Annotated in this window: 10 protein-coding genes; 4 read left to right on the top strand and 6 right to left on the bottom strand. The window is 51.2% G+C overall.

The features are described 5' to 3' along the window. Positions 1-16: 16 nt before the first annotated feature. From G8768_RS14790 to G8768_RS14780, 3 genes are all read right to left on the bottom strand, one after another. Positions 17-1,417, bottom strand: coding sequence for an L-serine ammonia-lyase (locus G8768_RS14790; RefSeq protein WP_166845387.1), 1,401 nt, complete (start codon positions 1,415-1,417; stop codon positions 17-19). 105 nt (positions 1,418-1,522) lie between these two features. Continuing rightward, positions 1,523-2,545, bottom strand: coding sequence for an L-threonine 3-dehydrogenase (tdh, locus tag G8768_RS14785; RefSeq protein ID WP_166845389.1), 1,023 nt, complete (start codon positions 2,543-2,545; stop codon positions 1,523-1,525). A 52-nt stretch (positions 2,546-2,597) separates the two neighbouring features. Further along, on the bottom strand, positions 2,598-3,800 hold the full coding sequence (locus tag G8768_RS14780; RefSeq protein ID WP_166845391.1) for a glycine C-acetyltransferase: 1,203 nt from the start codon (positions 3,798-3,800) through the stop codon (positions 2,598-2,600). Between the two features lie 345 nt (positions 3,801-4,145). Here G8768_RS14780 and G8768_RS14775 point away from each other — a divergent pair, with 345 nt between their 5' ends. After that, positions 4,146-5,165: a DUF523 and DUF1722 domain-containing protein gene (locus G8768_RS14775; RefSeq protein WP_166845393.1), complete on the top strand. Its 1,020-nt coding sequence runs from the start codon at positions 4,146-4,148 to the stop codon at positions 5,163-5,165. A gap of 26 nt (positions 5,166-5,191) precedes the next feature. Here G8768_RS14775 and G8768_RS14770 read toward each other — a convergent pair whose 3' ends face one another. Then, the gene (locus tag G8768_RS14770) at positions 5,192-5,689 is read right to left on the bottom strand and encodes a winged helix-turn-helix transcriptional regulator (protein WP_166845394.1); all 498 of its coding nucleotides are present in this window, start codon (positions 5,687-5,689) and stop codon (positions 5,192-5,194) included. A 210-nt stretch (positions 5,690-5,899) separates the two neighbouring features. On the opposite strand from G8768_RS14770, the gene putA reads away from it, so the two are divergent. Continuing rightward, positions 5,900-9,661, top strand: coding sequence for a bifunctional proline dehydrogenase/L-glutamate gamma-semialdehyde dehydrogenase PutA (gene putA / locus G8768_RS14765; RefSeq protein ID WP_166845396.1), 3,762 nt, complete (start codon positions 5,900-5,902; stop codon positions 9,659-9,661). 217 nt (positions 9,662-9,878) lie between these two features. Continuing rightward, on the top strand, positions 9,879-11,018 hold the full coding sequence (locus G8768_RS14760) for a M14 family metallopeptidase (RefSeq protein ID WP_166845398.1): 1,140 nt from the start codon (positions 9,879-9,881) through the stop codon (positions 11,016-11,018). A gap of 74 nt (positions 11,019-11,092) precedes the next feature. On the opposite strand, the gene G8768_RS14755 is transcribed toward G8768_RS14760, so the two are convergent. Both G8768_RS14755 and G8768_RS14750 read right to left on the bottom strand, forming a co-directional pair. Then, positions 11,093-12,280 carry a pyridoxal phosphate-dependent aminotransferase gene (locus G8768_RS14755; RefSeq protein ID WP_166845400.1) on the bottom strand — a complete coding sequence of 396 codons (1,188 nt, stop codon included), beginning with the start codon at positions 12,278-12,280 and terminating at the stop codon, positions 11,093-11,095. Positions 12,281-12,349: 69 nt separating this feature from the next. Continuing rightward, positions 12,350-13,948: a 5-guanidino-2-oxopentanoate decarboxylase gene (locus G8768_RS14750; RefSeq protein WP_166845402.1), complete on the bottom strand. Its 1,599-nt coding sequence runs from the start codon at positions 13,946-13,948 to the stop codon at positions 12,350-12,352. Positions 13,949-14,095: 147 nt separating this feature from the next. Here G8768_RS14750 and G8768_RS14745 point away from each other — a divergent pair, with 147 nt between their 5' ends. Next, positions 14,096-14,977, top strand: a complete 882-nt coding sequence (locus tag G8768_RS14745) for a LysR substrate-binding domain-containing protein (protein ID WP_166845403.1) — start codon at positions 14,096-14,098, stop codon at positions 14,975-14,977. Positions 14,978-14,980 lie beyond the last annotated feature (3 nt).

Raw genomic sequence — 14,980 nt, 5'->3', positions numbered from 1 at the left:
GATGCCTGCTGTTTCTCTAACACTCAATAATATTCACCGGCACTTCCAGCACATTCACGGCCAGTCCGCCGCGGGATGTTTCTTTGTACTTTTCCTGCATGTCGCGACCGGTGTCGCGCATGGTTTTGATGACTTTGTCGAGGGAGACGAAGTGTGAGCCGTCCCCTCGCAGTGCCATTCGGGCGGCGTGGATGGCTTTAATGGCGGCCATGGCGTTGCGTTCGATGCAGGGTACCTGTACTAGACCGCCTATAGGATCGCAGGTCAGGCCCAGGTTGTGTTCCATGGCGATTTCGGCCGCGTTTTCTACTTGAGCCGGGCTTCCTCCCAATACCTCGGCCAGGCCGCCAGCGGCCATTGAGCAGGCTGAGCCGACTTCGCCCTGACATCCGACATCTGCGCCAGAGATGGATGCATTGCGTTTGTATAGCGTACCGATAGCTGCGGAGGTCAGTAGAAAGTTCTGAACACCTTCATCATTGGCACCGGGTACAAAGCGAATGTAGTAGTGCAGCACCGCGGGGATAATACCGGCGGCGCCGTTTGTGGGAGCTGTAACCATTCGGCCGCCAGCGGCGTTCTCTTCATTTACCGCGAGTGCGTATAGAGTTACCCAGTCTAATGTGGTGAGTGGGTCAGCCAATGAAGCTTCCGGGCGACTGAGCAGTTGCTGCTGCATTTCCCGGGCGCGTCGCTTAACTTTCAAGCCTCCCGGCAATAAGCCTTCGTGACGTAGGCCGTTGTTAACGCATTCCTGCATGACCGCCCAAATGTCCATCAGGCCCTTGGCGGTCTCCGCTTTGGGACGCCAGGCTTCTTCGTTATGCCACATGACGTCCGAGACACTAATCTGGTGTTTTTTACATATCTCCAATAATTGTGCGGCGGAATCAAATTTGTAATCTGACGGACGTGGATCGTCTGTGACAGCATCTACCTGTGCTGTTTGTTCGCCAACGATAAAGCCGCCGCCAACGGAATAGTAGGTTTTCTCCAGCAGCAGTTCACCATTTTGGTCATAGGCTTGAAAGCCCATTCCATTCGGGTGGTAGGGCAGGGTTTTCCGTCGGTGAAGAATTAAATCGTCACTTTCGTTGAAGTCGATAATGCGTTCGCCAAGAAGCTTAAGAAACTTTTCCTCGCGCGCTTCTGTGACCATGCGGGCAATGTTGTCGACGTCGACATCTTCCGGGGTTTCGCCAAGTAATCCCAGAATAACCGCTTTTGCCGTCCCGTGGCCGACACCGGTAGCGCCCAAGGAACCGTACATATCGGAATGAATGCGAGCGGTCTGCTCAAAGACATTGGCTTTTTTAAGAGCCAGGCAAAATTGTTTTGCCGCTCGCATGGGGCCCACGGTATGGGAGCTGGAAGGGCCAATGCCCACTTTAAACAAATCAAAAACACTGATGGCCATATGGCGCTAATCCTCGGCTAAATCGGTAAAGCTGCTTTTGTTTTAGTGTTGTTGTCGTTTGGCTTCCAGCAGCGTGTTTTTATCCTGTAGGGCTTGAGGTGGTGCTTACCACTTCAAAATAACTTTTCCGCTCTGACCCGACAACATGGTGTCAAAGCCCTGTTGGAACTCGTCGACATCAAACTGGTGGGTGATTACGGGACTTAGGTCCAGGCCGGATTGCAGCAGGCACGCCATTTTGTGCCAGGTATCAAACATCTCGCGTCCGTAGATACCTTTAATGGTCAGGCTTTTAAAAATAACCTGGTTCCAGTCGATGGCCATATCGTCGGGTGGAATTCCGAGCATGGCGATTTTGCCGCCGTGAATCATATTTGTCAGCATGCTTTGAAAAGCGCTTGGAACACCGGACATTTCCAGTCCCACATCAAAACCTTCGGTCATGCCAAGATCGGCCATGGTGTCTTCCAGGGATTCTTTGGCAACGTTTACCACCCGGCTGGCGCCCATTGTTTCTGCCATAGCCAGGCGATGGTCATTAATATCGGTAACGACAACATGGCGTGCGCCAACGTGACGGGCAATGCCTGCGGCCATAATGCCGATGGGGCCTGCGCCGGTGATCAGGACATCTTCTCCGGTGAGGTCGAAGCTCAAAGTGGTGTGGACGGCATTTCCAAACGGATCGAAAATAGAGGCCATTTCATCACTGATATCTTCAGGGATCTTGAAGGCGTTTTCCTCGGGTAGGGTCAGGTATTCGCCAAAGGCACCAGGAATGTTTACGCCAATACCTTGGGTGTTGGCGCAGTAATGGCGTCGGCCGGCGCGGCAGTTCCGGCAGTGTCCACAAGTAATATGACCTTCGCCAGAAACACGATCCCCTATTTTAAAAGACTTCACGCCTTCACCAACGGCAACCACCTCACCGACAAATTCGTGGCCAACCACCATCGGTGTCGGGATGGTTTGTTGCGACCAGCTATCCCAGTTGTAGATATGGATATCGGTACCGCAAATCGCGGTCAATCGGGTTTTGATCAACAGATCGTTAACACCGGGCTTTGGGGCTTCTACGTCCGTCAGCCAGATACCGGGTTCAGGGTGTAATTTTGATAGTGCTTTCATCGTCTTTTATCTCATAAACCTTTGTGGCGCACCTTGAGGCGGCCAGCCGGAATTAAATAATGTCGAGTTCTTTGCCCACTTCAATAAAGGCATTAATCGCGTGATCCAATTGTTCCTGGCTGTGCAGCGCTGACATTTGTGTGCGAATACGTGCTTCTCCGCGAGGAACGACCGGGAATGAGAAGCCAATAACATACACGCCTTTTTCGAGCAGTTTGTCGGCCATCTCACTGGCTAATCGAGCATCGCCAATCATTACCGGAATAATGGCGTGGTCGGCACCCGCCAGAGTGAATCCGGCTGCGCTCATTTTTTCGCGGAAATACCCGGCGTTTTTCCATAGCTGCTCACGCAGTTGAGGCTCTTCACGCAGTAACTCAAGAACCTTCAGAGAAGTGGCAACAACGCCAGGGGCCACCGAATTGGAAAACAGGTATGGGCGTGAACGCTGACGCAGAATCTCGACCACTTCTTTTTTCGCTGCGGTAAAACCACCAGATGCGCCGCCAAGGGCTTTACCCAGAGTGCCGGTGATGATGTCGACACGATCCATAACCTTGCAGTATTCATGGCTGCCGCGACCGTTCTCGCCGACAAAGCCAACCGCATGGGAATCATCCACCATGACCAATGCATTGTATTTATCAGCCAAGTCACAAATGGATTCCAGATCGGCAATAATGCCATCCATGGAAAACACACCGTCGGTGGCGATCAGTTTGAAGCGCGCGCCCTCCGCTTCGGCCTTTTGCAACTGGGCTTCCAGCTCGCTCATATTGTTGTTGGCGTAACGATAGCGCTTAGCCTTACATAGACGGACGCCATCAATGATGCTCGCGTGATTCAAGGAATCACTGATAATGGCATCTTCAGGGCCCAAAATAGACTCAAACAAGCCGCCATTTGCATCGAAACAGGATGGGTAAAGAATGGTGTCTTCCATTTTCAGGAAATCACTAAGTTCATTTTCCAACTGTTTGTGGATGGTTTGGGTACCGCAAATAAAACGGACAGAAGCCACACCAAAACCATAATCGTCAGCGGCTTGCTGAGCGGCTTTAATCAAGGTGGGGTGATTGGCAAGGCCAAGATAATTGTTTGCACAGAGGTTGATGACTTGCTCGCCAGCAACTTCAATGGAGGTGCTCTGTTGGGAGCTGATAAAGCGCTCCTGTTTATACAGCCCGTCCGCTTTAATCTGCTCAATTTGAGTTTGCAGGCTGTGATAAAATTCGTTTTTGCTGGAGCTCGGCATAGTTACTTATCCTGGCGTATTAAATCGTTAGCGTGTATTGGGTGCATGTGTCGGACATTTACACTGTGCAAACAGGCATGAAATAGAGCATTTAAGCTTAGCAGAGCCTGTAAAATTGCCATGTTATAAGGCTGCTTTATGCTGAGCAATCAAACTCTAGTTAGAAGAATGAATTTGGTAGAAATGTCGGATAATGGCGTTTTTTTAGAGAATTGTGCTGCGCGAATCCCCCTGCAAGGTGGTGGTATTTTGCCTGGGGCCAGCGTTTGAGCCGTGATTCTTTAGGCATTAAATCAGCGTGTTCATGCGGTTTTTATTGTTTGTTCTGTATAAGGTATGGGTTCATTGGAAAATTCCGACCGTCTTGGATTGAAAGTCAGAAAGCACAAGTGGGATCCAGGTGGTGTTCCAAGGGTGGGTGTCAGCGCCTGTCTGCTGGGTGAGGCGGTTCGTTATGATGGTGGGGACAAGGCTTCGGACTTGCTTCAGACGCGGCTTTCAACGCTATTGTGCTGGCAAGGTTTTTGTCCCGAGCTGAACGCAGGCATGGGCGTGCCTCGCCCGACCATTGGTCTTTATCAAGACGGTGACGAGACCCGGCTCAAATTCAATCCAGGCCAGTCTGTCGAACTGGATGTGTCCAAAGATTTAAAACCAATGCTGATCGAAGGCTGTGAAACGTTTCTCGCTGAGGCGGGTACGTTGGATGGCTATGTTTTTATGCAGCGCTCACCCAGTTGCGCCTTGGGTTCTGCGCCCTTACATGGATCTTTTGCTTCAGAACAGCAGCAATACCTGGATGGTGTTTTTGCGGCGGAACTTAAGCAAAGGTACGCCTACTTACCCCTTGCGCAGGAATGCGATCTGCAGGAGCCTCGAAGATTGGACCACTTTCTCAGTGCTGTGTTCGCCTGTCAGCGTTTGCGCGATGTTGTTAGCCGTCAGTCCTTTGCCGACCTACTGAAATTTCACGGGCGCTATAAATATCTCTTGATGGCCCACAGTGTGCCGGCCTATAAAAAGTTGGGCCGTTTATTGGCAAAGCGCAACGCTGAAAACGTTGCCGAGCAGATCGAAAGTTATCGCTTTGATTTTATGGCAGCCATAAACACCAGGTCGAGTAAAGGTGGCGAAGTAAACGCCTTGATGCATATGATGGGGTATATCAAAAATGAGCTTGATGCGGACGTGCGGCAAGGTTTGCTTGCGCGTATGGATGCGTATCGGCAGGGCAAAATAGCGTTGCAGCCCATTGTTGATGAGTTGCATGGCTATGTTAAGCGTTGGGGAAGTGACTATATACAGCAGCAATACTATTGGCAGCCGCACCCGCTCAGTCAATCCTTGCGGGCGCAACTGTCATAAGGGCGTTGTTTTTCTTACCCTATTGTTTATCCCTTGCCGCCGATGGGTAAACCGACATCTTCTTTCACACTTTCAATCACGATGTAGGTATGAGTTTGCGCAACACCCGGTAGGTCGACCAGCTTGCCCAGTACATCGCGATAGGACTCCATATCTTTCATGCGGAGTTTTACCAAATAGTCGAAACCGCCAGCGACCATATCGCATTCAGCAACCTGGGGAAGCGTCACGACCGCCTGTTTAAAGTTGTCAAAGACATCTCCTGTCGTGCGATCCAGAGTAACTTGCACATAGGCCACCATCGCCAGATCGAGCATAGTGGCATCAAGCTTGGCACCATAGCTGCGAATATAACCTTCGGCTTCCAATCTTCTAACGCGCTCGAGGCAAGGGCTGGGGCTCAAGTGTACGCGGTTGGCCAGTTCCACATTGGAAATACGACCTTCCTTTTGAAGGGTATTCAAAATAACCAGGTCAGTGCGATCTGGCTTAAATGGTTTTTCACTCTTTAATTTACGGCTCATAGATCAAGGCTCGGCAATAGGTCTAAGTACATAAATCCTAAGGGATTATCTTGTTTTCAGGCGTTAATCTCGAATTCTAATAAAGACTATAATTCCGCATACTTTATGCAGTTCAAAATATTGTGCTATTTAATTGCCTTATTTGCAATCTAATTCTGAGGTTGAATCTCTATAATGCCGAATATTCGAATTTTGGTATTTGGAGCCTCAATGCTATATCCAGAGAATCACAGCGCCCAGAGTAATCTGCGCCAACAAATACGCGATGCTTATCGCCTGGACGAGAACCAAGTGGTTGAAAACCTGTTGGCTCAAGACGAGGTGGATGCCATCTCTCGTGCGAAAATCTGGCAAAAAGCCCGTGATCTTATTCTGCATATTCGTAAAGAGCAGGAAGGTAAAGGTGGCGTCGATGCGCTGTTGCAGGAGTTTTCCCTGTCGACCGATGAAGGCATTGTTCTGATGTGTCTGGCCGAAGCTTTGTTGCGTGTGCCCGATAAGGACACCATGGATCGTTTGATTCGCGACAAGTTATCAGCCGGTGACTGGGATTCCCATTTGGGTAACTCGGACTCTTTATTTGTGAACGCTTCTGCCTGGGGTTTGTTGCTGACCGGGAAAATGGTGAGCTACAGCGACGACAGCAAACGTCGTAACTTTGGCATTCTCAAACAAACCATGGGTCGTGTAGGTGAGCCTGTTATTCGCCGTGCGGTTCGGTACGCAATGCAAATTATGGGTACTCAGTTTGTTCTGGGCACCACGATTATACAGGCCTTAAAACGTGCTGCGGAAGAAGAGGCCAAAGGTTATCGCTATTCCTATGATATGTTGGGTGAAGGTGCGCGAACCGATGCCGATGCGCAACGTTATTTCCAAAGTTATATGGATGCTATCGAAGCGATCGGAAAGGCGGCGGCTAACGCTGGCCCCGAAGAAAGTCCGGGTATATCGGTAAAACTGTCCGCGATTCACCCTCGTTATGAATTTTCCCATCGTCAGCGTGTGATGGATGAATTGGTCCCGCGTCTGAAAGAACTGGCGCTTGCGGCCAAGCGTTATGACATTGGCTTTACCGTCGATGCTGAAGAGGCTGATCGTCTGGATCTCTCTTTCGACATTATCGAAGCGGTTTACTTAGATGAAGACCTGGCTGGTTGGGAAGGCTTTGGTCTGGCCATTCAGGCGTACCAGAAGCGTGCCCACTTGGTAATCGATTGGATTATCGGCCTCGCTCGTAAGGGCGGTCGTCGTATTATGGTGCGCTTGGTGAAGGGGGCCTATTGGGATTCCGAAATCAAATGGAGCCAGGAAGAAGGGCTGGACGGTTATCCGGTCTTTACCCGCAAAGCTTCTACGGATGTCAGTTATCAGGTTTGCGCCCAGAAACTGCTGGCCGCAAGAGATTGCGTGTTCCCACAGTTTGCCACGCATAATGCTTATAGCGTTGCCAGCATTCTCGCCATGGATAGCGAGCGAAAAGGTTTTGAATTTCAGCGTTTGCACGGTATGGGCGAAGCGCTTTACGAAAACATGGTGGCGGATGAGGGCATTAGCTGTCGCATCTATGCGCCTGTTGGCGAGCACGCCGATTTGCTGGCGTACCTGGTGCGCCGTTTGCTCGAAAACGGAGCCAACAGTTCTTTTGTGAACAACATTGTAGATGAATCGATTCCCGTTGAGTCCTTGTTGGAAGATCCCTTTGCGACCGTCGAATCCTGGAAAGAGAAAAGCAATTCGGTTATTCCGCTTCCTGAAGATATTTTTGAAAATGAATTTTCACAACCGCGTAAAAATTCAACTGGCTTTGATCTGACAGACTGCAATCACACCGAGCCTGCTAAAGCCGCTCTGGAGGCTTTGGTCTCAAAATGGTTGGATTCCGCAGGTACTCAGGATGGAGATCATGCGGTTGTGAACCCGGCGAACCATTCGGAAACAATAGCACGCCTGCGTTTTGACAATGCCGACAGTGTTGAAGCCAAACTACAGCAAGTTGAGTCAGCCCAATCGGCATGGGAAGGCCGCGCTGTATCTGAGCGTGCTGCATTGCTGAATGTTATGGCCGATGCGCTGGAGCAACATCGTGATGAGTTTCTTGCGTTGTGCGTGAAAGAAGCGGGCAAGTCGGTTCCCGATGCCGTTGCTGAAATTCGCGAAGCGGTGGATTTTTGTCGTTACTATGCCCGCCAGGCAGAACACTTGTTTGCGGATTATGATGTGCAATCCCGAGGTGTGGTTTTGTGTATCAGTCCGTGGAACTTTCCATTGGCTATTTTCCTGGGCCAAGTTGCCGCCGCTCTTGTCACGGGGAACACGGTTTTGGCCAAGCCAGCGGAGCAAACCAGCTTAGTGGCCCTTCGCTGCATTGAACTGTGGCGTGAAAAAGGGCTACCAGCCGATGCGTTGCAGTTGATTATTGGCCCTGGCAAACCCGTCGGTGAGCAGTTGGTACCGGATGCGCGAATTCGCGCCGTAATGTTTACCGGCTCAACGGCAACTGGCCAATGGATTAATCAGACTTTGGCTGCCCGTGAAGATAATGCCATTCCTCTGGTTGCCGAAACCGGTGGTCAAAACGCGATTATTGTGGATTCCACAGCCTTGCCAGAGCAGGTTGTCGACGATGTAATGTCTTCGGGCTTCCAGTCGGCTGGTCAGCGTTGCTCGGCATTGCGAGTTTTGTTTCTGCAGGAAGATATCGCGGACAAAGTAATTACTATGATCAAAGGCGCCATGGCAGAACTGCATGTTGGTGATCCGCAGTGGCTCAGTACCGATGTTGGTCCGGTGATCGATGGTGCGGCCTTGGCGCGACTTCAAACTCACCAAACCCGTCTGGCAGAGATGCCGAACGCCCAGGCTCGCCTGCACTTTGCTTGCCCGGTGTCTTCTGATTTGCCAGAAGGTAATTACTTTGCGCCACACCTCTACGAGTTAAACAGCCTTGATCTGTTGCATGAGGAAGTGTTTGGGCCGGTTGTTCATGTGGTTCGCTTTAAAGCGAATGAATTGGATGATGTGATTGCACAGATTAATCGTGCAGGCTTTGGTTTGACATTGGGTGTCCACAGCCGTATCGAAGCTGTGTGCGACAAGGTGGCTCTGCAAGCCAAGGTGGGTAATGTCTACATCAATCGCAATATTATTGGTGCGGTTGTTGGGGTTCAGCCCTTTGGCGGGCGCGGTTTATCCGGAACCGGTCCAAAGGCTGGTGGTCCAGCCTATTTGCAAGCACTGGTGATGGCGAAGAGCGTCTCAACGCCTATTGATTTGCACATCCCTGAAATCAATCAGTCCACTGAGGCGGAACAAGCTTTTGCTTTGGTTGCGAAGGCCCAGGCCCAGTGGAACAGCCTTGGTTTTGATGCGCGTTTGAATCGATTGCGCCGTTTGCTGGCCAATATGGCCAATCTCGAATCTCTGCCAAATCTGGAATCCATGCTTGAGAACAGTCAGGACCTCCTGCAAAGCATGGATGAGAAATTCTCAGCAGTAAAATGTTTGCCTGGACCCACCGGGGAAAGCAATCTGCTGGGGTATGACGCCCGTGGTGTGTTGTTGGCGACGAAAGCAGAAGGGCAAACTTATTGCCAGTTTTTCGCACCACTGATGTCGGCCTTGTTAGCCGGTAACGGTTTACTGGTGCACCTGCAGAGTGACGACCAGGAGTTGTTCCAACACCTGAACGTTTTTGCCAAGCAAGCTGAAATTCCGACTGATTTGATTCGAGCGGTCAATGATCAGGAAATGGCATCGGTTCTGTCCGTGCCGGCCTTGGCAGGGGTTGTGTTACCTGCGTTCAGCGTTCGCTTGCAAGGTGTGTTGGCGCAGCGTGAAGGTGCAATTCTGCCCCAGATTCAGGCCTGTGACCCTTTCTTTGAGCAGCGTTTATTGGTCGAGAAAACCATTACCACGGATACCACCGCAGCTGGCGGTAACGCTTCTCTGATGTCGATTTCGGAAGACTGAAGCCCGGCTGGTTTGGGTAAACGTTTTTGCTATCTCCCGCAACGGCTGTAACGCCGAAGCATCTTCCGCCCGGCTAAGCTCTAGCCGGGCTTTTTTTATTGGGCATTATTTGTTTAACTGTGCGCCGTTCGCAGAGTAAGTAAACACTACACACAGAGGTGCAATAATAAGCGCCAGAATAAGACCTTAGAGCAGTTCTAAACTAGGTGAGAAGACTATGAATACAGCCGTTTCCATTGCCAGTGATTTTGATGGTGGCAATATTGTTGTTAAAGACGCAAATCACCCAGAGGAGATTCGTCTGGAGATTCGTCGTGATATCGCCGCTGATTATTTTCAGTGGTTTTACTTTTCCGTAAATACCCAGGCAGGGCAACAGCTGGGATTTAGTCTGGATAACGCTGAAAAAGCGTCCTATAGCGATGCTTGGGATGGCTACAATGTGGTAGCTTCCTACGATCGTGAATCCTGGTTCCGTGTGCCTGCGGAGTATAAAGATGGCAAGCTTATCTGGCAGCATATGCCGGAACAGGATCAGGTGTATTACTCCTATTTTGCACCTTACGATAAAGCCCGCCACCAACAACTGTTGAGCTTTATTGATGAGCACGACCGTTGTGAGCAGATTGATCGTTGCACGACGGTAGATGGCCACAGCGTTGAGCTGTTTAAATTCTCCGCCGGCGAAAGTTCTGCGCAAAAACGTAAGCTTTGGCTGATCGCGCGCCAGCATCCCGGTGAAACCATGGCCGAATGGTTTATGGAAGGCTTGTTGAAAAAACTGTTCACGCTGCCAAACAGCGAAGCACTGTTGGCCGGAGCGGATATTTATTTTGTCGTCAATATGAATCCGGACGGTTCATGGGCGGGTAATCTGCGCACCAATGGTGCCGGCACTGATTTGAACCGCGCCTGGCAGGACCCGAGCGAGGAAAGCAGCCCTGAAGTTTTAATGGTACGTAATGCCATGGATAAAATTGGCGTTGACATGTTCCTGGACATTCACGGCGATGAAGAGTTGCCTTATGTTTTTACCGCAGGCTGTGAAGGTAACCCGGGTTATTCTTTGCGTCTGCAGGAGCTGGAAGAGCGCTTCCGTCGTCGCTATCAGGAAATCAATCCCGATTTTCAATCCGTTTATGGCTATGACAAAGACGAGCCAGGCAAAGCCGACCTTCGAATCGCCTGTAATCAGGTGGGTCAGCGTTTCGATTGTTTAGCGTTCACCATCGAAATGCCCTTTAAGGACAATGCCAACATTCCCGACCCTCAAGAGGGCTGGTCTCCAGAGCGTTCCAAAAAGCTGGGTGTGTCGACTCTGGAATTGATGGCCGAGTTGCTGCCTGATCTCCGATAGGAGGATTCATATGGAGTGCAGGCTTCCTGCACTCCAATTGCTTGTTTGTCGCTGACACCCCAATCGGCAATCAATTAGCCCAGGAGTTTCTTTGCGTAACGCTCAATGCGATCGAAAGCCGGTTTCAATACATTGATTGGCTGAGCGAGTGATACACGAACATAATTCGTTGTGCTCTGGCCAAAGCCAATGCCTGGCAATACAGAAACTTTTTCTTTCTTTAATAAATCTTCTGCGAAACGCAATCCGTTTTCCGCCAGTTCATCGACTTTGATCATCACAAACATGCCAGCTTTGGGCACTTGGCAGGAAATACCCGGGATGCTGTTTACGCGCTCGCAAACGTAGTTGCGACGTTGGCGATACTCTTCTCGAACGCCCTGGATATATTCTTCGTCATTGGTCAGGGCAAAGGCGGCAGCATCTTGCACAAACTGACAGCAACCGAAGATGGTGGAGGATGTGAAATCCAGCAAGCGCTGGGAAAATTGAGTGCTGGCCACGGTCCAGCCCAGGCGCCAGCCCGTCATGGCGTGGGACTTCGACAGACCATCAATAATAACCACATTGTCCAGCTTTGCCGCCGCTTTGCGCAGGGAAGTGTGGGCTTCATCGAAGGTAATCATAGAGTACACTTCATCGCACACCAGCCAGAGGTTGTTTTCCAAACAGAAATCAGCCAGATCTCTCAGTTGCTGTTCGCTGATCATATTGCCGGCCGGGTTGCCCGGTGTGTTGATAAATACGACGCGAGTTTTTTCGGTAACGGCGGCTTTGACGCGATCAACGTCCAGTTCAAAATGATTTTCGACATCCAGTTCAACTGGAACCACATTAACGTTAAGTGCCTTGAAAATACCTTCGTAACCAACGTACATCGGTTCAGCGACAATTACATCTTCACCCGCGTTGAGCAGACAAGCCATAACGGTGTAGATAGCATTGGTTGCGCCCGGAAAGATAACAACATTGCTCGGGTCGCAGTGCTTGCCAGATGATTTAATTTCAATGTCGGAAATAATCTGGCGCAAGTGCTTTTCCCCCATGCCTGGAGCGTAGTGAGTGCGACCTTTTTCCAAGCTGTCGATGGTAGCGCGAATGGTGGATGGCAGGGTGGCCAGGTCTGGGTCGCCCACAGAAAGCAGGTAAACATCTTCTCCATTGGCAAATTGTTCACAGGCCTGATCGTGTACGGCCCACACGCCGGAAGATTCCTCGATTAGACGCTGGGACAGTTGGCTGATTTGGGCATTAAATGTCATGGCTATGCGCTCTTAATCTCTTATGTATTTGGGTTGAAGGTTATCGGGTTAACAGTTATCGGGTTCAAACTATTGCGTTAAAAAGTCGACTTCACGTACTTCAATGACAGTCGGTAAAGCGTGTTCTGTATGTTCGCTCAGCAGCTCGACAAGTTGCTGAAGATTTTCGGCGCGAGCCGCGCGACAGCCATAGGCTTTGGCGATACCGAGAAAATCCGGGGTATGGATATCGCAGGCGATAGGTTCCATGCCGGCGGTTTCAAAGTTCTGGGCAATCATTTCATAGCGCTGGTTGTTCCAGACAACGACGGCTACCGGAAGTTGGGCTTCAACGGCCGTCGACAATTCATTGATGGTGAATTGTAGGCCGCCATCGCCAATTAAACTGATAACCGGAAGCTCAGGTTTGGCCAGTTTGGCCCCAAAGGCAGCCGGCAAGGCGTAACCCAGTGTGCCATAGCCGGTTGCGGCTGAAGCAAAACGACGGGGGCTGCGTGATTGCAATTGTGCGGCCGCAAAATAAGCGGGTTGGGTTGAGTCACCCAGAATCGCCGCTTCCGGCAGGGCCTCAAACAAGGCGTCTAAAAATGCCTGATAATTTGCGTCCACCGTTGGGGCCAGCTTTTCGCGGATGTTCTGGCTGCGCTGTGCGCCAGCGCGTGCGGTAAATTCCAGTTCCGGCAAAAGAGCGGCAATGGCCGCTGCACTGTCAGATTGAATGGCAATATCCGGGCGAGCATTGCGACAAAGTTGAGTGCTGTCGATATCGATACGAATCAATTTTCCGCCAAGGGCGAAACCGCCGTCGAAGAAAAAGTCATAATCGGTTTCGCTGAACTCCGTGCCAATGCCCAAAATAACATCCGCTTCCTGGTAGAGTTCGCGCACGGCTTCATAACTGGGGCTGCTGTTAATCAGTAACGGGTGCTCGGGGGGCAGAATGCCTTTGGCGTTGTGAGTTAATGTTGTCGGCGCGTCGAGTTTTTCTGCCAGAGCAAGTGCAAGTTCAGCGGCATCTGCAGCGCCACCGCCCAAGGCCAGAACCGGTTTTTTCGCTTGTGATAAAAGTTGGGCAGCTTCTGAGATAGCGGCATGGTTTGCGCTGGGTCGGCTTGGCAGAGGCCAGGTTTCTGCCGTAACGTGGCTGGCGTCTGCTGTGATCACATCCAGCGGCATAGACAGGTGAACCGGGCCGGGTCGCTGGCTGTGAAAAATCGCAAAAGCTCGCGCAAGAATCATCGGCAGCTCATCAACTCGCGAGACCGTATGTGCCCACACGCTGCTTTGCTCCATAGCGCGTTGCAGATCTGTGGTCTCATGCAGGCGGCCTTCGCCAAGACCTTTTTCGTGGCGATTGTTGTCTGCGGAGATCACCAGCATGGGGACGGAATCCTGCAGGGCCTGGCCCATTGCGGTGGCGATGTTCAAGGCGCCGGGGCCGGAAACGGTCACACAGGCTGCGGGTCGACCAGAGACGCGGGCATAGCCGTCGGCCATAAAGCCGGCACCCTGTTCGTGGCGAGGGGTGACGTGGCGAATACTGGTTTGGGGCAGGCCACGGTACAATTCAATGGTATGGGTGCCAGGAATGCCAAAAGCGGTATCAATGCCATAGGCTTCCATCAATTTAGCCAGTAATACCCCACCGGTTTGAATAGCTGAATTCATTGCTTTTCCCCTATTGCTCGTTTCGCTTATGTCGCCCCCTTGTCCTGGGCACACCATGCTGATTGTCAGAACTTAAGCATAGAAGCCTTGGCAGGCTTTGGATAACGATTTATTCTCCATAGTTCATTCCTAAAAATCATTAAGTCTATGGCCAAGTATCTACCTAGCACACAGGCATTACAGTGTTTTGACGCCGTTGCAGAATTGCTCAGTGTGACCCGGGCCAGTCAGCGCCTGAATATGACCCAAAGTGCGGTTAGCCGCCAAATTGCTGGCCTGGAGGCTGGTTTGGAGGTGCAATTATTTCGGCGGGAAAAGCAGCGTCTATTCCTCACCGAGCGCGGCAGGGCCTACTGGGAGGAAGTTCGTGAGCTGTTGCGCCGATTGCATAATGCTTCCCAGAAGTTACAGGGCAAGGTCTCCGGGCGAATACGCCTTGGGGTCGAGCCTGCCATTGCCAGCCGCTGGCTGGTGCCCCGATTGGCTGCCTTCAAACAGCGTCATCCAGAGCTGGATATCGAGCTTCTGACGGACATGGAAACGCTGTATCACGAAGCGGATAGTTATGACATCGCCATTCTTTATGGTTTGGGGAGCTGGCCGGATCTGGAGGCGGAATTCCTGATGGAAGATACCTTGGTGGCGGTTTGCGCCCCCGCCTTATTGCAGCAATTTGGCCAGATCACACAACGTCGTGATGCCTTGCGCTTCCCCTTGCTGCATCACACCTCCAAGCCATCCTCCAGTGGCGCCTGGTTGAAAGCTGCTGGTCTGGCGGAACATGAGATCGATGCCTTGCCAGGCTCGCGCTTGCAGAGTTTCAGTTTGATTGAGCAGGTGGCGGCCGAAGGCCTTGGCCTGGCTATCCTGCCGGACTATTTTGTTGCGGCGGAAATTCAGGAGGGTAAGTTAGTGCTCGCTTGTGAGGAATCCCTTCCCTGTGAGGAGCGTTATTTTGTGGTTCGCCCCAAACGCTTTGGAGAAGATTTGGCGGTAAATGCGGTAAAGCAATGGTTGCTGGGTTTGTGAGTG

Source organism: Pseudoteredinibacter isoporae (genome assembly GCF_011602085.1).
In the GTDB taxonomy this organism is placed as follows: domain Bacteria; phylum Pseudomonadota; class Gammaproteobacteria; order Pseudomonadales; family Cellvibrionaceae; genus Pseudoteredinibacter; species Pseudoteredinibacter isoporae.
Note: the sequence above shows the minus strand (reverse complement) of the source record. Positions and strands in the feature narration are given on the sequence as shown.